General features: G+C 74.0%; 12 protein-coding genes. 6 read left to right on the top strand and 6 right to left on the bottom strand.

From position 1 onward, the window contains the following. The first annotated feature begins 473 nt into the window (after nucleotides 1-473). Nucleotides 474-1,520 (top strand): substrate-binding domain-containing protein, encoded by a 1,047-nt coding sequence (locus ACFZA0_RS01300; RefSeq protein WP_391009337.1) that lies wholly within the window; start codon nucleotides 474-476, stop codon nucleotides 1,518-1,520. A gap of 123 nt (nucleotides 1,521-1,643) precedes the next feature. On the opposite strand, the gene ACFZA0_RS01295 is transcribed toward ACFZA0_RS01300, so the two are convergent. Next, on the bottom strand, nucleotides 1,644-3,071 hold the full coding sequence (locus tag ACFZA0_RS01295) for an alkaline phosphatase family protein (RefSeq protein WP_391009334.1): 1,428 nt from the start codon (nucleotides 3,069-3,071) through the stop codon (nucleotides 1,644-1,646). Nucleotides 3,072-3,398: 327 nt separating this feature from the next. On the opposite strand from ACFZA0_RS01295, the gene ACFZA0_RS01290 reads away from it, so the two are divergent. Next, nucleotides 3,399-4,292, top strand: coding sequence for a TIM barrel protein (locus ACFZA0_RS01290; protein WP_391009331.1), 894 nt, complete (start codon nucleotides 3,399-3,401; stop codon nucleotides 4,290-4,292). On the opposite strand, the gene ACFZA0_RS01285 is transcribed toward ACFZA0_RS01290, so the two are convergent. Then, entirely contained in the window at nucleotides 4,261-4,944 is a 684-nt protein-coding gene (locus ACFZA0_RS01285; protein ID WP_391009328.1) for an alpha/beta hydrolase, read from the bottom strand. The genes ACFZA0_RS01290 and ACFZA0_RS01285 overlap by 32 nt on opposite strands. 97 nt (nucleotides 4,945-5,041) lie before the next feature. Continuing rightward, nucleotides 5,042-6,004 carry an EamA family transporter gene (locus tag ACFZA0_RS01280; protein WP_391009325.1) on the bottom strand — a complete coding sequence of 321 codons (963 nt, stop codon included), beginning with the start codon at nucleotides 6,002-6,004 and terminating at the stop codon, nucleotides 5,042-5,044. Between the two features lie 87 nt (nucleotides 6,005-6,091). Between ACFZA0_RS01280 and ACFZA0_RS01275 the strand changes: the two genes are divergently transcribed. The 4 genes from ACFZA0_RS01275 (at nucleotide 6,092) to ACFZA0_RS01260 (ending at nucleotide 11,970) form a co-directional block, all read left to right on the top strand. Next, nucleotides 6,092-7,003: a LysR substrate-binding domain-containing protein gene (locus tag ACFZA0_RS01275; RefSeq protein ID WP_391009322.1), complete on the top strand. Its 912-nt coding sequence runs from the start codon at nucleotides 6,092-6,094 to the stop codon at nucleotides 7,001-7,003. Nucleotides 7,004-7,378: 375 nt separating this feature from the next. After that, the gene (locus tag ACFZA0_RS01270; protein ID WP_391009319.1) at nucleotides 7,379-9,316 is read left to right on the top strand and encodes a glycoside hydrolase family 3 N-terminal domain-containing protein; all 1,938 of its coding nucleotides are present in this window, start codon (nucleotides 7,379-7,381) and stop codon (nucleotides 9,314-9,316) included. 182 nt (nucleotides 9,317-9,498) lie between these two features. Continuing rightward, nucleotides 9,499-11,145 (top strand): hypothetical protein, encoded by a 1,647-nt coding sequence (locus ACFZA0_RS01265; protein WP_391009316.1) that lies wholly within the window; start codon nucleotides 9,499-9,501, stop codon nucleotides 11,143-11,145. A 168-nt stretch (nucleotides 11,146-11,313) separates the two neighbouring features. Then, the gene (locus ACFZA0_RS01260) at nucleotides 11,314-11,970 is read left to right on the top strand and encodes a hypothetical protein (RefSeq protein ID WP_391009313.1); all 657 of its coding nucleotides are present in this window, start codon (nucleotides 11,314-11,316) and stop codon (nucleotides 11,968-11,970) included. A 19-nt stretch (nucleotides 11,971-11,989) separates the two neighbouring features. On the opposite strand, the gene ACFZA0_RS01255 is transcribed toward ACFZA0_RS01260, so the two are convergent. From ACFZA0_RS01255 to ACFZA0_RS01245, 3 genes are all read right to left on the bottom strand, one after another. After that, entirely contained in the window at nucleotides 11,990-12,406 is a 417-nt protein-coding gene (locus tag ACFZA0_RS01255) for a hypothetical protein (protein WP_391009310.1), read from the bottom strand. Between the two features lie 227 nt (nucleotides 12,407-12,633). After that, nucleotides 12,634-16,512 carry an ABC transporter transmembrane domain-containing protein gene (locus ACFZA0_RS01250; protein WP_391009307.1) on the bottom strand — a complete coding sequence of 1,293 codons (3,879 nt, stop codon included), beginning with the start codon at nucleotides 16,510-16,512 and terminating at the stop codon, nucleotides 12,634-12,636. A gap of 96 nt (nucleotides 16,513-16,608) precedes the next feature. Then, a complete protein-coding gene (locus ACFZA0_RS01245) occupies nucleotides 16,609-17,658 on the bottom strand; it encodes an esterase-like activity of phytase family protein (protein ID WP_391009304.1) in 1,050 nt (349 codons plus the stop codon). Nucleotides 17,659-17,695: the final 37 nt, after the last annotated feature.

Here is a 17,695-nt window from a genome sequence, read left to right as displayed (position 1 = left end):
GCACGGCGCTGCGGACAAGGGTGCGTGGTGGCGGCGGGGCCGCGGTCCGAAGGCACCCGGGGGTGCGGCGGGGGGCCGGGCGGCGGCGCGGGCGGGCGGGGCGCGGCGTGAGCGCGGGGCACGGGCGCGGGGCGCGAGCGCGGGGCACGGGCGGCCGCAGGCGGCGTGGGCAGCCGTCGTGGGCAGCCGTCGTGGGGCGCCCTTGCCCGGAGCGGCGCTCCGGAGGCCCGCCGGAGCGGTCCCCGGGGGCCGGTCGCAACGGTCCCGCCGGTGGCCGTTCCGTGAGGTCGCCCGCGGCTGCCCGGCAGTTCGCGGCGCGGCCCCGCGCGGCCCCGGGGGCGGATCGGCAGGTCCGGTCGAACGGGGAGGTCCGGGCACCGTAAGGTCGCCTCGAACGGCTCGGACCGTGCGGCCACGCGGCCGGCGCACGGGCGGGACGCGAGACGCGTGACGTGTGACCGGAGGACGACGAGATGACGGTGACCCTGGCGGACGTTGCGGCCCGCGCGCAGGTCTCCCCCGCGACGGTGTCGCGCGTGCTGAACGGCAACTACCCCGTCGCCGCCTCCACCCGCGAACGGGTGCTGCGCGCGGTCGCCGACCTGGACTACGTGCTGAACGGGCCCGCGAGTTCACTGGCCGCCGCGACGTCCGACCTGGTCGGCATCCTGGTCAACGACATCGCGGACCCCTTCTTCGGCGTGATGGCCGGTGCGATCCAGTCCGAGATCGGCGGCGCGGGCGGCCGTGCGGGGGGCGAACGCCTCGCGGTGGTGTGCAACACGGGCGGCTCCGCGGAACGCGAACTCACCTACCTGACGCTGCTGCAACGCCAGCGGGCGGCGGCGGTCGTCGTCACCGGCGGCGCGGTGGAGCACGCCCCGCACGCCGCGGCGGTGGCCGCGAAGCTGCGCAAACTCGCGGACGCCGGGACCCGGGTGGTGCTCTGCGGCCGGCCCCCGGCGGCGGACGCCGGCGCTGTCGCGCTGGCCTTCGACAACCGGGGCGGCGCACGGGAGTTGACCGACCATCTCGTCGCGCTCGGGCACCGGAGGCTCGGATACATCGCGGGACCGCGCGAGCGCACGACGACCCGCCACCGGCTGGAGGGCCACCGGGCCGCGCTGGCGGCGGCCGGAGTCGCGGAGGACCCGGAGCGGACCGTGCACGGCCGCTACGACCGCCGCTCGGGCTACGACGCCACCCTGGAACTACTGCGCAGAGAGCCGGAGTTGACGGCGATCGTCGCGGCCAACGACACGGTCGCCCTGGGCGCCTGCGCGGCTCTGCGCGACTCGGGGCTGCGGATCCCGGACGACGTGTCCGTGGCCGGCTTCGACGACCTTCCGTTCAGTGTCGACGCGGTGCCCGCCCTGACGACCGTACGGCTCCCCCTTGCCCAGGCGGGCGCCCGCGCGGGCCGTATCGCCATGGGCCGCGAGGAGCCACCGCCCGGCGGGATCGCCACGGTGCGCGGCGAGTTGATGGTGCGCGGGTCCACGGCGGCACCCCGGGGCTGAGGCCCGCCCGCCGCGACGGGCCGACGGCGGAGGGCATCGCCCGGCCGCGACCCGCGCGAACGGCCCGCGGCCGGGCCCCCGCGGTGGCGGGGGCCCGGCCGGCCGGGGCGACGGCGAGTACGGCTACACGTGCGGGCGGCGGCCCGGTTCCTGGTGGGGGAACCTCTGGTCGGCGCCCGGCAGGGTCGGCGCGGGCAGGGTCGCGACCTCGTCCTCGGCCTTCTCCAGTTCCTCCGCCGTGTTGTGCGGGAGCCGGGGCGCGTTGACCCGGGCGTCGGAGAAACGGAAGGCGGAGCTGAGGTCGCCGAACGTCCGGCGGCGCCAGTCGCTGACGTTGGTCTCCTTCACCCCGGTGAAGTTCTCCAGGAATTGCAGACCCGAGGTGTGGTCGAACGCCTCCGAGGCCACCCAGCCGCCCACGGTCCAGGGCGAGATGATGATCGCGGGGACCCGGAAGCCGCCGCCGATCGGCAGTCCGCCGATGTACTCGTCCGGGGTGCCGGCGGGCGCGGTCGGCGGGGCGACGTGGTCGAACAGCCCGTCGTTCTCGTCGTAGTTGAGGATGAAGGCGGTCTTGCGCCAGACCTTCGGGTTGGACGCGATCGCCTCGATCTTGGAGGCGACGAAGTCCGCCCCGGCCGCGGGCAGGTAGTCCGGGTGCTCCGACTGGTAGCTGGTCGGCATGATCCAGGAGACCGCCGGGAGCCGGTCGTTGCGGGCGTCGTCCTCGAACGTCCCCTCCGGCTGCGGGCGTACGCCGCGCTCGTAGAGGTCCGAGCCGGGCTGCGCGTCCTTGAACGCCTGGAACTGCTCCAGCATGTTGCAGCCGTAGTCGTCGTCCTGCTGGTAGACCTTCCAGCTCACCCCGGCGTCCTGGAGGCGCTCGGCGTACGTCTTCCACCGGTACGGCGTGGGCGCGACGTTGCTGATGACGGGGCCGCCCCGCGTGCCGCCCGGGTCGATCGTGCCGGTCATCCACATGAGGCGGTTGGGCCAGGTGGGGCCGAAGACCGAGCAGAAGTAGTTGTCGCAGACGGTGAAGGTCTCGGCGAGCGCGAACTGGAACGGGATGTCCTCGCGGGTGTAATAGCCCATCACGTACGGCCCGTTGACGCCGTCCGCGGCACGGTGGGCCGGCAGCCACTGGTCCATCTTCCCGTTGTTCCACGCCTGGTGCTGCACGGACCAGGCGTGGCTGGTGGAGGGGATGGCCTGGGCGCTGGAGGTGCGGGTGTCGAGGTGGAAGGGGAGCAGGTAGCCCTTCGGGTTCGGCGCGTCGGGCTGGTAGAAGACCGACCGTCCGGTGTCCAGCCTGAGCGCCTTGGGGTCGGCGAAGCCGCGGACACCGGAGAGGGTCCCGAAGTAGTGGTCGAACGACCTGTTCTCCTGCATCAGCATGACGACGTGCTCGATGTCGCGCAGCGAACTGTGCCGGGGCGGTTCGGCCGCCACCGCCTTCTGCACGCTCGGCGGGAGCAGGGAGAGCGCGGCGGCACCGCCCAGCGCGCCGGCTGCCGAACCCAGAAGTCTGCGACGTGTCAACTCGGCCATGTCCAACCCTTCTTGAGCGAGTGGGGTCGCCCCAGGAGCTGCCGCCCGGAAGCGACTGTGCGGTCCCTGCGGAAGCGGGCCGCCGTTCACTCTCCGCCGGGCCGGCGACGGCCATCAGGGGGCTGCCGGTGAACATGAGATCAACGGGCGGGATGGGGTTGGCCAAGTCATGACCCGCGCCACCCGGGCGTCGCGTGAACGTCACCCGGACGTGGGAGCGGTTGCCGAATACACACATACGGCCCGTCCCGCCGGCCGGGCGTGGACGGCAGGGGACGGCAGGAGACCGCAGGGGACGGCAGGGGACGGCAAGTAGGCTCGGCGGCGATGAAGTTGGCGTTCTCCACCCTCGGTGTCCCCGGCCTCCCCCTCCCCGACGTGATCGCGCTCGCGACCGGGCACGGCTACCACGGTGTCGAACTGCGCGCCCACCCCGAGGAGCCGGTGCACCCCGGTCTGGGACCGGCCGAACGGACGGCCGCGGCACGGCGGTTCGCGGCGGCGGGGGTCGAGGTGACCGGGGTGGCGGGGTACGCGCGGGTCGCGGCCCCCGGCGATGACGCCCCCGTCCTCGCCGAGGTGCGTGAACTCCTGCGGCTGGCACACGACATGGGGGCTCCCTTCGTCCGGGTCTTCCCGGGCGGGGACGGAGAACGGGGCCGGAGCGCCGCGCGGTCCGACGTCAGAGCCGCGCGCCGACTGGGCGCGGTCGCCGACGACGCGGCCGCCCTCGGCGTGCGCGTCCTGCTGGAGACGCACGACTCGCACCGCACCGGCGCCGCCGCCGCCCGCGTCCTCGGCCGGGTCGCGCATCCCGCGACCGGTGCGCTCTGGGACGTGATGCACACCTGGCTGGGCGGCGAACGCCCCGCCGAGTCGTACGCCGCGCTCGCCCCGTACCTGGGATACGTGCAGGTCAAGGACGTCGCGTCGGCCGCCGAAACGACCCCGCTCGCGCTCGGCGGGGGCGTGCTGCCGCTCGCCGGGTGCGTGGGCGAGCTGGTCCGCGCGGGCTGGGACGGCACGCTGTGCTGGGAGTACGAGCGGCGCTGGTACGCGGACGCCGCCCCGCTGCCCGAACTGCTGGGCCCCGGACGCCGCCACCTGGAACGCCTGGTGGGCGGGGCGGCGCGGGCCGGGGCCGGGACGGACACGCGGGCTGACACGCGGGCTGACACGCGGGCGGAGGCTACCCGGGGGGAGACTCCGGACGCGCCTTGATCCGCGCCCGCGGGTCCAGGCACCAGTCGACCAGGGCGGGCCAGGCCCCGTAACCCGCGTCGAGGTCCAGGTGCGCGCCGCCCGGGACGAGGTCCGTCGGCACGCCGAGCGGATCGCCGTACACGGTCTGGGCGTTGCCGGGGCAGTACGGGTCGTCGTCACCGGCGGCGAGACGGGTCGGGCACGGCAGCACGAGGTCCAGCGGCGGCGGCGCGAACCCGGCGACCTCCGGGTACCGGGCGAGCACCTGCCCGGCGGGCGGTGACACCAGGAGCACCCGGTCGACGCCGAGCCCCGGCACCCCGCGCGCGACGGCGTGCAGCCACAGCACGGCGGACAGGCTGTGCGCGACGACGACGTGCTCGCCGTGTCCCTCCCGGGGCAACTCGGCCAGGTGGCGCGCCAGTTCGGTGAGCCAGACGTCGAGGTCGGGATCGTCGGCGTCGGGCAGTTGCGGGTACGAGACGTGGTGGCCGAGAAGGGCGAGGCGGTCACCGGCCCAGCGCTGCCAGTGCCCGTCGGGGCGGTGGTTCTGCCAGCCGTGCAGGAACAGGTAGGCGCGCGGGGCGGCTGCCGTGAAGCCGGCGGCGTCGGGGGCACCGGCGAGGAGACCGGAGGGGTCGGAGGTGCCGGCGGGGTCGGAGGCGGTCATGGTCCAGAAGGGTGCCCGTCGCCGGCATCCTGGTCCAGTACATACCGGGGGTCCGGCGCGAGGCCGCGGGCCGCCCGGCCGCCCGCGGCGTCCCACGTCACACGCGCACGGCTCCGGGCGCCGGACCCGCCGCCTCCGCGCCCTCGGCCCCCTCCGCGGCGGCCCTCTCCGGCTCCCGCTCCGCGCGCCGCGCGCCCCACCACCCCCGCGGCGACGGCAGGGACGTCAACGCCACCCCGCCCACCAGCAGTGCCGCCGCGCACCACTGCGCCGGGCTCACCCCCTCGCCCAGCACCACCGCCGCCGACGTCATCCCGAAGACCGGGACCAGCAGCGAGAACGGCGCGACCGAGGACGCGGGGTGGCGGCGCAGCAGCCACCCCCACGCGCCGAAGCCGAACACGGTGGTGACCCAGGCGACGTAGGCGACCGTGCCCGCGCCCTGCCAGTCCAGGCCGCGCAGCGCGTCGAGGTCGGTCGACGCGCCCTCCCGCAGCAGGGACAGGCCCAGCAGCGGCAGGACCGGGACCGTGCTGACCCACACCATGAAGTTGAGGGAGTCGGGGGGTGCCGCGCGGCGGGTCAGGACGTTCGACGCGCCCCAGCAGACCGCCGCGAGGACGACGAGCACGAACGCCGTCATCGGCCCGGACGTCCCCTCGTCCACCGCCGCCACGCCGATCCCGGCGAGTGCCACCGCCATGCCCGACACCCTTACGCGGGTGGGCCGTTCACCGAGGAACAGGAAGGCGAACAGGGCGGTGAAGACGGCTTGGACCTGGAGCACCAGCGAGGACAGGCCGGCCGGCATGCCGGTGTCCATGCCGATGAACAGCAGGCCGAACTTGGCCACTCCGAGGACCAGGCCCACCGCGACGATCCACTTCCACGCCACCTTGGGCCGCCCGACGAAGAACACGGCGGGCACCGCGGCCACCAGGAACCTCAGCGCGGAGAACAGCAGCGGCGGGAAGTGCGCCAGGCCGATGTCGATGACGGTGAAGTTGACGCCCCAGACGGCGGCGACGAGGACGGCGAGGGCGAGGTGCGCGGGCTTCATGTTCCGAGGATCACGGACCACGACCGTGAAGCACCAGCGACAATGACTGCACGGTTGGATGTAGCGAAACTGATGAATGGGGGCCCCGTGCTCGACCTTCAGCGACTGCGTGCCCTGCACGCGGTCTCCGTCCACGGCACGGTCGGTGCCGCGGCCACCGCCCTCGGGTACACGCCGTCGGCCGTGTCCCAGCAGATCGCCAAGCTGGAACGGGAGACCAGGACCGTCCTGCTCGAACGGGAGGGGCGCGGCGTCCGGCTCACCGACGAGGCACGCCAACTGGCAGCCACCGCACAGCAGTTGATGGCCATCGTCGAGCATGCCGAGACCGGCCTGGAGCAGCGGCGCGGCGTGCCCGCCGGGCGGCTGACGATGGCCGCGTTCCCGTCCGCCGCACGGGGACTGCTGCCGTCCGTGCTCGCCGACCTGGCGCGCCGGCACCCGGCGATCGACGCGCGACTCTCCGAGGTGGACCCGCACCTGTCGGTGGACCTGGTGGCCAAGGGCGCGGTGGACCTCGCGGTCGCCCACGACTGGGACATCGCGCCGTTGCCCGCGCCCGAGGGGGTCGACCATGCGTTCATCGGCGAGGACCCCTGCGACCTGCTCGTCCCCGAGGGGCACCCCTTCGCGGCACGGACCGCCGTGCGGCGGGAGGACCTCGGCGGCGAGCGGTGGATCTGCCAGCCGCCGGGCCGGGTCTGCCACGACTGGCTGGTGCGCACGCTGCGCGCGGCGGGGCACGAGCCGGACATCGTCCACCAGGCGGACGAGAACCCGACCCTGGTCGCGCTCGTCGCCGCCGGTCTCGGTGTCGCGCTCCTGCCCCGCCTGGGCCGGGGCGCGCTGCCGCCCGGGGTCGTCGAGGTGGCCCTCGACCCGCTGCCGGTAAGGCGGTTGTACGCCCTGTGGCGCACCGGGGCGGCGCGCCGTCCGGCCATCGCGGAGACGGTGCGCACCCTCCAGGAGCACTGGCCCCCGGCCGCCGCGCACCGGTAGCCGCGGCGGCCCGCGGCCCGGCTTCTTCACGAACCGGCCGGAACCAGGAACCCGGCGCCGCTCCCGCCCGTCCAACCGGCGACTGCCGGACGAGTCACCGCATCGCGGCCCGGCACCGCACTGGCAGCGGTGCCGCGTACCCTCCCGCCGCGTGCGGCCGGCAGCGTCGCCGTCGGCGCGCCCCTCTCCTTGCGCCGACGGCGGCTCCCCCGCGCACCGCACCCGGGGTCACCGGCACCTCCACGACGCGTACGGCGCGGCACGCACAGCGTCTTGACTGGAAGAAACTTCCCGGATACTGCTGTCCTTTCGGCAGTTTCCTTCAGCGTTGGTGTTCGACTTCAGCGGTTTTCGAGGACTCCGGAAGGAGCACACGTGCCCGAGACCAGCACAGGAGACAGAGGGAACACGGACAGCGGCGGGGGCCCCGACGGCACGGGCGGCACGGTCCCGGCCCACCGCCTGCGCACCTCCCGGCGCCGGGTCCTGGCCGCGGGCGCGGGCCTCACCGCCGCCCTGGCCGTGAGCGGAGCGGCCCCCGGCCGGCCCGAACCGGGTGCGGGCGCCGCGCCCGCGGCCCGTCCGGCATCCGGCACGCGGCGTCCCGACGAGCGCAAACTCCGGGCGCTGGTCGCCCGGATGACGCTGGAGGAGAAGGTCGGCCAGCTCTTCGTGATGCGGGTGTACGGCCACTCCGCGACCGAGCCCGACCAGGCGGACGTCGACGCCAACCTCGCCGAGATCGGCGTGCGCACGGCGGCCGAGCTGATCGCCAAGTACCACGTCGGCGGGATCATCTACTTCATCTGGGCGCACAACACCCGCGACCCGCACCAGATCGCGGCCCTCTCCAACGGCATCCAGGCCGCCTCGCTGGGCCGGCCGCGCGGTCTGCCCGTACTGATCTCCACGGACCAGGAGCACGGGCTGGTCTGCCGGATCGGCGAGCCCGCGACGCTGTTCCCGGGCGCGATGGCGGTGGGCGCCGGCGGTTCCCGCTCCGACGCGCGCACCCTCGGCCGGATCTCCGGCGCCGAACTGCGCGCCCTCGGCGTCCGGCAGGACTACTCCCCCGACGCCGACGTGAACGTGAACCCGGCCAACCCGGTCATCGGCGTACGGTCGTTCGGCGCGGACCCGAAGGCGGTGGCGTCGCTGGTCACCGCCGAGGCGGCGGGCTACCGCTCGGCCGGGGTGGCGGCGACCGCGAAGCACTTCCCCGGGCACGGCGACACGACGGTGGACAGCCACCTCGGCATCCCGGTCATCACGCACAGCCGCGAGGTCTGGGACGAGCTGGACTCGGTGCCGTTCCGGGCGGCGATCGCCGACGGCATCGACGCGATCATGACGGCGCACCTCATGGTCCCGGCGCTCGACCCGTCCGGCGACCCGGCGACGCTCTCCCACCCGATCGTCACCGGCATCCTGCGCGGGGAACTCGGCTACGACGGGCTGGTGGTGACGGACGCGCTGGACATGGAGGGCGTGCGGACCAAGTACGGCGACGACCGCGTCCCCGTCCTGGCCCTGCTGGCCGGGGTGGACCAACTGCTCAACCCGCCCCACCTGGACGTGGCGTGGAACGCGGTGCTGGCGGCCGTGCGCGACGGCGAGCTGACCGAGGCGCGGATCGAGGAGTCGGTCCTGCGGGTACTGCGGCTGAAGGCACGCCTCGGCCTCTTCGAGGAGCCGTACGCCGACCCCGCCGCCATCGACCGGACGGTGGGCACACCCGCCCACCTCGCCTCCGCCGACCGCGTCGCCGAGCGCACGACCACCCTGCTGACCAACGGGAGTTCGCTGCTGCCGCTGTCCCGCCGCAGCCACCGGAACGTGCTCGTCCTGGGCGCCGACCCGGCCTCGCCGTCCGGCACCACGGGCCCCCCGACTACCACCCTCGCCACCGCCCTCTCCGAACTCGGCTTCACGGCAACGGCGTTGTCCACGGGCACGGCACCCTCCGCCGCCACCGCCGACAAGGCGGTCGAGGCGGCGCGCACGGCGGACGCGGTCGTGATCGGCACGTACAACGTCACCGCGGGCAGCGCTCAACAGGCCCTGGTGACACGGCTGGTGGCCACCGGCACCCCGGTGGTCGCGGTCGCGATCCGCAACCCGTACGACGTGGCCCACGTCCCCGACGCCACGGCCCACCTGGCGACGTACTCGTGGACGGACGTCGAACTCCGGGCAGCGGCACGGGTGATCGCCGGCCGCGCCCACCCCCGCGGCCGGCTCCCGGTACCGGTCCCGACGGCCGACGACCCGGCCAAGGTCCTGTACCCGATCGGCCACGGCCTGACGTACTAGCCCGCGCCGGCGACGGGAACCGCGGTCGGCCCGGAGCGTACGCCCGTGCCGTCCCCACGCGGGACGGCACGGGCCTCGACGGAAACGAATCCGCCGCAATCGCACGTAAGCCGCTCAACTTTGTGACCGCGTTACTAACCTGATGGGTCATCTGTTGGCGACTCCCGCACAGGCGGCCCTGTATGGAACCTCAGAACTACCGCATGGTCGTGTCGACCGCGCAGGACTTCGTCACGGTCTCCGCGGAGGCCGACCGCCAGTTGCACCGCTGGCTGGGCGACATGAAGCACTACGACACCTCCGCGATCGACGCCGGACGCAACGACATCGCGGACGGCGTGACCCTGGACCGGGACGGCACGGCGGGTCGGCACGGTTCGTACTCCCGCTGGCGCCTGCGGGAGACCCGGGGCGGGCACGAGGGAACCTGGCAGTCGACCCTGGTCGTGCGTTCCGGCAGCCGTGCCGACGCCCGGCGAACCTGGCTCCAGGTCGACATCGAACACCAGCCCTCCCCCGGCCGACGCCACGTCCGGGCCTTCACACCAGGCATAGCCAAGCTGCTGCTGGACGCCCTCCCCACCCAGGACGGTCTCGCCGACGTCGGCACGCTGCCGAAGTACATCGAGCCGGACGACGTCGACGAGGTGATCGAAGAGCTGTGCGACCAGGAACGCAGGCTCCCCATCGTGGTGGCGAGCGTCCCGTTCGGGCAGCACTCCAAGGTCTGGACCGAGAACGTCGTCGAGCCTGTCTTCCGGAACCTCAGCGGTGTCGCGGTCATGTACGTCCTGCGTCCCGAGGCCCAGCAGGCGTTCAACACGGTCCTCGTCCACCATCCCGTCTTCGGCGGGGGCATCCGCACCTACCTCCCGGCGGTCGATCCGGCCTGGCAGCCCGACGCCCAGCGGCACCCGGTGATGTCCCGTACGACGGTCGAAGGGGATCTGTCGCGGGCGGCGGCGATCCTCTCCTCACTGCCCCGGCGGCTGGCATTGAGCCGCCCCCTTCCCGAGCCCCTGGACACGTTGCCCGTCCAGCGCACGCGCCCCCGCCCTGCCGCCGACACCTCCAGCCTGGAGCAACTGCGCGACGAACTGCGGGCGGCCGAGGTATTGCTCCAGGAGGCGGAACAGCGGGAAGAGTCCAGCAGCGACGACATCCGTGACTTCCGGCGGCGGCTCAAGGAGGCGGAGGACAGGGACTTCGAGCAGATCGTCGAGAACGACCAGCTCTACGGCGACCTCCAGGACGCCCTTGGCCGGGTCCGTTTCCTCCAGAAGCAGTTGGAGGCTGCCGGGTTCCACTCACCGGCGCACGCCACTCCTCCGCCGGCGGAGGACCGGCCCGCCACCTTCGCCGCGATCCTCGACCGGATGGCCGAGTTCCCGCACCTGCGCTTCACGGGAAGCGCGCGCAGGGCCAAGGAGCTTGACGCACAGTGCATCGGCAATTGGGTCACCGTCGCCTGGGACGCGCTGCGCGCGCTAGACGACTACGCGGGTGCGTCCGCCGCGCGCACGGCCGGCGGCGACTTCCGGCACTGGTGCGATCACCTGCCCAGTGGATGCGAGCACCCCTTTCCGTCCGGCAAGGTCAAGATGAAGGAGTCCGAGTCGGTCGGCAACAACGGGGCGTGGCGCCGTCAGCGCACCTATCCCGTGCCGAAGTCCGTCGACCCCTCGGGCAGCCTCTTCATGCAGTCGCACCTGCGCATCGGGGGCGGGAACACCGTCTCCCCGCGTCTGTACTTCCACGACGACACCGCGGGCACGGGTCTGGTGTACGTGGGGTACATCGGACCGCATCCCGACAACACCCAGACCTAGAAGGGGACTTCACGCGGACCCCGGCTGCGGCGTGAGCCGCCCGCGCCCGGCGTACGCGGTGTACGCCCCGTGTGGGCCGCGGCTGTCGCAATGGGCGCAAAGGCTCCGGTGCGTCTGGCGTGGGTGCGTGGGGCGGGTCACGCTGGGTGTGGTTCACCGGGGGGCACCATGCGCGGGAGACGGTTCACGGGGAGTGCGGCGGGGGGAGCGGGGTCCGTGCCGCTCCGTGCCGTCGTCACGGTGCTCGTCGCCCTGGGCGCCACGGCCGCGTGCCAGGGCGGGGGCGCCGACGGGGACGGGCGGCTCGCCGCGACCTCCCCGGCCGCGCCCTCCCCCGGGTACGGGGCGGTGTTCCTCGGGGTCGACGAGTGCAGCTCCTTCGGGACGACGAGCTTCACGGAGGTGCCCTGCGCCGGCGAACGGGCCTCCGCGCGGGTCCTGGCGCGTCACGACGGCGCGATGAGCGGCGGTCCGGCCTGTCCCGGTGACACCGACTTCGTGCTGCACATCGCCCGGCAGCGCCCCGCGCCCGGCACGACGGGCGGCGCCGTGGTCCCCGCCGGTTACGCCTGCATGCGCAACCTCGAACCCCCGCACCCGGGCGACCCGGGCGCGGGCGGCGGCCCCCGCACGGTGGTCGGCGACTGCGTCTACGGCTCGGGCACCGGCGAGGTGCACGAGACGGCCTGCGACGGGACGGGGCCGCGCGAGCCGGAGTACCGGGTCGTACGGGCGGTGGCGCGGCGTGCCCAGTGCCCGGCGGCGACCCGGCTGTACGTGCGCATCGGCGGCGTCCGCCCCGTGGGGTGCGCCCGGCCGGTGTGAGAGGTGTGCACCGCCGGGGTCAGCAGAGGATCCAGCCGGTCGTCGTCGACCCGGTCCCGACCGTGCCCCCGACGCGTACGCACCGGTGGCCCGCGTGCACGCGGACCGGGCCCGCGCGGTAGGCGTACCGGCCCCGGTCGACGACCGCGCGGTTGCCGCGCGCCTGGACGCTGACCGACATCGTGCGGCGGGTGCCGGGATGCCTGGGGACGGTGACGGCGCAGACGTAGCCGTCGCGCTTGTAGACGCGCACCGAGCCGGTGGCGAACGGGACGGTCCTGGCCAGGTGGCCGGGGCAGCCGGAGGTGCCGGCGGCCACCGCGGTGGCCGGTGCGAGCAGTCCCAGCAGGACGGCGGCGGTCAGCACGGCCGCTCCGAGCACGGGCGCCCGTCGTCGCCGACCGCCCGGTGAGGGCCTCGCGTCGTCCCTGTGCACGTCCGTCCCTCCTTCGCCGCGACGATCACCGTACTGGTGTACGGACGTGCGGGTGGGGCGGATGGTTGCGCCGTGCGCGCCCGGCGCGCACGGACCGGCCCGGCCGCGCGCCCCGGAAGCCACGGCCGACGGCTCCCCGGGTGCCCGCTGCCGCCCGGCGCTCACCTGCGTTTCCCGCGCGGCGGCGCCCCTGTGCCCGGCGGTGTGCCGCCCACCGCGCGCCAGGGTCAGCGCCGGACGCCGACCGGCTCCTCCGGCTCCGTGTCGCCGCCGACGCCCCTGCCGGAGCCGTCCGCGTCGCCGGAGTCGTCGGCGTCGCCGACGAACGTGTGCCACAGCTTCGCGTACCGGCCGTCCAGGGCGAGGAGTTCGTCGTGCGGGCCGTCCTCGGCGACCCGGCCGCGGTCCATGACCACGATCCGGTCCGCGCGCGCGGCCGTCGTCAGGCGGTGCGCCACGACCAGGGTGGTGCGGCGGCCGGCGAGCCGGTCGGTCGCCCGGTTGACCTGCGCCTCGGAGGCGAGGTCGAGGGCGGCGGTCGCCTCGTCGAGCAGCAGCACGTCCGGGTCGACGAGCTCGGCGCGGGCCAGGGCGATCAACTGCCGCTGCCCGGCGGAGAGGTTGCGCCCGCGTTCGGCGACCTCGTGGAGGTAGCCGCCGGACAGGGAGGCGATCATCTCGTGCGCGCCGACGGCCCGCGCCGCCGCCTCGACCTCGGCGTCGGTGGCCTCGGGGCGCCCGTACGCGATCGCGTCGCGCAGGGTGCCCGGGAAGAGGTACGCCTCCTGCGGGACGACGCCGAGGCGGTGCCGGTACGCGGCCATGTCGAGGTCGCGCAGGTCGGTGCCGTCGGCGGTGACCCGGCCGCTGGTCGGGTCGTAGAACCGGGCGACCAGCTTGACCAGGGTGGACTTGCCCGCGCCGGTCTCGCCGACGAAGGCGACGGTCTGCCCGGCGGGGATGCGCAGGTCGATGCCGGTGAGGGCCTCCTCCTCGCCGTTGTACGCGAAGTGCACGTCCTCGAAGGCGATCTCGCCGCGCAGGCCGGGCACGTCGAGCGGGTGCTCGGCCGCGCCGGTGGACGTGGGCTCCTGGAGGAGTTCCTGGATGCGGCCGAGCGAGACGCTGGCCTGCTGGTAGCCGTCGAAGACCTGCGAGAGCTGCTGCACGGGGGCGAAGAACAGGTCGATGTAGAGCAGGTAGGCGACCAGCGCGCCCGTCGTCAGGGTCGCCGCGTCCACCCGGCCCGCGCCGGCGATCAGCACGGAGGCCGCCGCGACGGACGAGAGGAACTGCACGAACGGGAAGTACACCGAGATCAGCAACTGCCCGCGCACGCGCGCGGACCGGTACGCGGCGCCCCGCTCGGCGAACCGCCGCCCGCCGTCGTGCTCGCGCCGGAACGCCTGCACGATGCGCAGCCCGGACACCGTCTCCTGGAGGTCCGCGTTGACCACCGACACGCGCTCACGGGCGAGTTGGTACGCCTTGACGCTCGCGCGGCGGAAGAAGAACGTGGCCACGAACAGCGGCGGCAGCGTCGCGAAGACGACGAGGGCGAGCTGCACGTCGATGACGAGCAGGGTGCCCATGATGCCGAAGAACGTGACGACGGAGACGAACGCGGTCACCAGACCGGTCTGGAGGAACGACGAGAGGGCGTCGACGTCGGTCGTCATGCGGGTCATGATGCGGCCGGTCAACTCCTTCTCGTAGTAGTCGAGTCCGAGCCGCTGGAGCTGCGAGAAGATCTTCAGGCGCAGCGAGTACAGGACGCGTTCACCGGTGCGGCCGGTCATCCGCGTCTCACCGACCTGGGCCGACCACTGCACGAGCACCGCGGCGAGGCCGAGCAGCGAGGCCGTCCAGACCGCCCCGATCGCCATCTTGTTGACGCCCGAGTCGATGCCGTGCCGGATCAGCACGGGCAGCAGCAGGCCGGTCCCGGCGTCGATCGCGACGAGGACCAGGCTGACCAGCAGCGGCAGTCCGAAACCGCGCAGCAGGCGGCGCAGGTTGTAGGACTCCTCGGGGCGTACCGCGCGTTCCTCGTCGATGTCGGGGACGTCGGTCGCGGGCGGCAACGCCTCGACCTGGGCGAGGAGTTCGGGCGTGGACGGCATCCCGGCCAGCGCCTCGTCGCGGCGTTCGCGGTCGTCGGCCCACAGCCGGGGCGTGACCCCGCGTTCGGCGTCGAACTCGGCGTCCAGCTCGGCCCGTACGGCGTCCGCGGAGGTGTCCTCGGGCGGCCCCGCGGGCAGTTGGTGGCCGGGCGAGACGGCGCCGAGCTCGTCCGGGTCGGTGAGCAGGCGCCGGTACAGGGCGGAGCGCTCCTGGAGCTCCTCGTGGGTGCCGATGTCGGCGAGGCGGCCGGCGTCGAGGACGGCGATGCGGTCGGCGAGGCCGAGGGTGGAGCGGCGGTGCGCGATGAGCAGGGTGGTGCGGCCCTCCATGACCTGCTCCAGCGCCTGGTGGATCTCGTGCTCCACACGGGCGTCCACGGCGGAGGTGGCGTCGTCGAGGACCAGCAGCCGCGGGTCGGCGAGGATGGCGCGGGCGAGCGCGACGCGCTGGCGCTGGCCGCCGGACAGGGTCAGGCCGTGCTCGCCGACCTTGGTGTCGTAGCCGTCGGGGAGTTCCGCGATGAACCGGTCGGCCTGCGCGGCGCGCGCGGCGGTCCGGATCTCCTCGAAGGTGGCGTCGGGGTGCCCGTAGGCGATGTTCGCGCGCACGGAGTCGGAGAAGAGGAACGAGTCCTCGGGGACCATGCCGATCGCGGCGCGCAGTGAGTCGAGGGTCAGCTCGCGCACGTCGTGGCCGCCGACGAGGACGGCGCCGTGGGTGACGTCGTAGAAGCGAGGCAGGAGCAGCGAGACGGTGGACTTGCCGGAGCCGGAGGCGCCGACGACGGCGAGGGTCTCGCCGGCCCGGATCTCGAAGCTGAGGCCGTCCAGGACCGGGCGGTCCTCGTCGTAGCCGAAGCGGACGCCGTCGAACTCGACGGTCGCGGGCGCGTCGGCGGGCAGTTCCCGCGTGCCGTCGGCCAGCGACGGCTCGGTGTCGATCAGCTCCAGGACGCGTTCGGTGCCGGCCCGCGCCTGCTGTCCGACGGTCAGGACGACGGCGAGCATCCGCACGGGCCCGACGAGCTGTGCGAGGTAGGTGGAGAAGGCGACGAACGTGCCCAGGGTGATGTGCCCGCGCACCGCGAGCCAGCCGCCGAGCGCCAGCATGGCGACCTGCCCGAGGGCGGGCACGGCCTGGAGGGCGGGGGTGTAGCGGGCGTTCAGCCGGACGGTGCGCAGCCGCCCGGCGAACAGCCGCCGCCCGACCGTGCGCAGCTTGCCGGTCTCTTGGTCCTCCTGCCCGAACCCCTTCACGACGCGTACGCCGGTGACGGCGCCCTCGACGACCCCGGCGACGGCGGCGGCCTGCGCCTGGGCGAACCAGGTGGAGGGGTGCAGCTTGACGCGGCTGCGGCGGGCGATGAACGCGATGGCGGGTGCCACGGCGAGCGCGATCAGGGTCAGCGGCAGCGACAGCCACGCCATGATCACCAGCGACATCACGAAGAGCAGGACGTTCCCGATGGTCATCGGGAGCATGAACAGCAGGCCCTGGATGAGCTGGAGGTCGCTGGTCGCGCGGCCGACGACCTGCCCGGTGGACAGTTCGTCCTGGCGGCGCCCGTCGAGCCGGGTGATCGTGCCGTACATCTCGTTGCGCAGGTCGTACTGGACGTCGAGCGCCAGCCGCCCGCCGTAGTAGCGGCGCACGAAGGTGGAGACGTAGATGAGGACGGCGGCGCCGATCAGCGCGCTCGCCCACGGGGCCATCGAACGGGTGTGCCCGCCGATGACGTCGTCGATGATGACCTTGGTGAACAGCGGGACGACGGCGGTGACGGCCATCCCGACCAGTGAGGCGCCGAGGGCAAGAACGACGTCCTTGGGGTAGCGCCAGGCGTAGCCGACGAGCCGGCGGGCCCAGCCCTGCGGCTCCCCGGTTTTCGCGCCCTTCTTCTCCCCCTGTTGCGCTGCCACGCGGTGCCCTCCTGCTGATCTGGTGTTCCGCAGGTCTGCAACGCGAGCAGGAGCGGATTTCATCCCTCCGCAACAATCGGGGCGGCGGCTCGCGCGCCCCTGGTGGGCGCGCGGACCGGCGCGGGACCTACTTTCCGTGGACGTTGTGTTCCGCGGGCGTCACTTTCCGTGGGCGCGGGCGGGGAGCTCGGCCGTGAACCGGTAGAAGCGGGTGACCTGGGTGGCGCCCTGGTTGTCGTCGCTGACGAGCAGCAGCCGGAGCCGGTCGCCGTGCGCCCCGGTGACGGCCATGCCCTCGATGTTGTCGAGCAGCGGGTTGGGCTGCGGCTGCTTGGCGGTGGCACCGAGGGAGGGGCAGAGGGCGATGTCGGCGAGCCGCGTCTTCCCGATCAGGCGCACGCCGGGCTGCCCGGTCAGGTTCGTGACCCGGCCGGTGTCGGTGGCGCGCGCCGGGTCGGCCAGATAGAGGTGCACGGTGTTGCCGACGCCCGCCGTGAAGCCGCGCTCCAGGACGAGCAGCCGTCCGTCGGGCGTGGCGGTGATCTCCGAGACGCCGAGCCCGTCGTCGGCCCGGTACGCGTACTGCGCCCCGAGGACGAAGCGGTCACCGTGCCGCCGCCAGGTCTGGAAGCGGACGAGACCGGCGTCGTCGCCGGCGAGCGCGTACTCCATGGAGGCGACGAGGGTGCGCCCGCCGGGCAGCAGGGTCAGGCCCTCGAACGTCCCGTTGGAGACGGCACGGCCCGCCGGGGCGACCCGGAGTTCCGCGGGGACGGGGAGGCGGTCGAGGATGCGGCCGTCGCGGGAGTAGCGGCGGACGGACGGCTCGGTCTCCGACGTCACGAGCCGCGTGCCGTCCCGGTCGACGACGAGCCCCTCGGAGTCGAGCGCGGCGCCGGTCTCGTCGGCGAGCGGGACGACTCCCCCGGGCCGCAGGGTTTTCGCGTCGAGGGAGAAGAGGGACGACCGGTCGGAGAGGGCGGCGATCGAACCGTCCCGGTCGACGGCGAGCGCGGAGAAGTTGCCGACGAAGGTGTCCCGGTAGGTCGTCTTGTCGAGGGCGTCGGAGTACCCCTCGATCGAGACGAGCGGTGAACAGGCGTTGCGCTGCGGGGACTTGGCCGCCTGGGCGACCGCGGGGGTCGCGGACAGCGCGGTGGCGGCGGCGAGGGTGGCGGTGAGGGTCGCGATAACGGTTCTCAGACGCATGGGCGCCACGGTAGCCAGGAGGGACGGCCGCACTGTT

Origin of the sequence: Streptomyces sp. NPDC008150, from assembly GCF_042956945.1 — a bacterium.
Classification (GTDB): Bacteria; Actinomycetota; Actinomycetes; order Streptomycetales; family Streptomycetaceae; genus Streptomyces.
This window is presented reverse-complemented; position numbering and strand designations above follow the sequence as displayed.

Coding starts and splice junctions, on each gene's coding strand:
- ACFZA0_RS01285 (WP_391009328.1), bottom strand. CDS start 4,944: ATGACCGCCTCCGACCCCGCCGGCACCTCCGACCCCTCCGGTCTCCTC.
- ACFZA0_RS01295 (WP_391009334.1), bottom strand. CDS start 3,071: ATGGCCGAGTTGACACGTCGCAGACTTCTGGGTTCGGCAGCCGGCGCG.
- ACFZA0_RS01290 (WP_391009331.1), top strand. CDS start 3,399: ATGAAGTTGGCGTTCTCCACCCTCGGTGTCCCCGGCCTCCCCCTCCCC.
- ACFZA0_RS01260 (WP_391009313.1), top strand. CDS start 11,314: ATGCGCGGGAGACGGTTCACGGGGAGTGCGGCGGGGGGAGCGGGGTCC.
- ACFZA0_RS01245 (WP_391009304.1), bottom strand. CDS start 17,658: ATGCGTCTGAGAACCGTTATCGCGACCCTCACCGCCACCCTCGCCGCC.
- ACFZA0_RS01265 (WP_391009316.1), top strand. CDS start 9,499: ATGGAACCTCAGAACTACCGCATGGTCGTGTCGACCGCGCAGGACTTC.
- ACFZA0_RS01280 (WP_391009325.1), bottom strand. CDS start 6,004: ATGAAGCCCGCGCACCTCGCCCTCGCCGTCCTCGTCGCCGCCGTCTGG.
- ACFZA0_RS01250 (WP_391009307.1), bottom strand. CDS start 16,512: ATGAAATCCGCTCCTGCTCGCGTTGCAGACCTGCGGAACACCAGATCA.
- ACFZA0_RS01300 (WP_391009337.1), top strand. CDS start 474: ATGACGGTGACCCTGGCGGACGTTGCGGCCCGCGCGCAGGTCTCCCCC.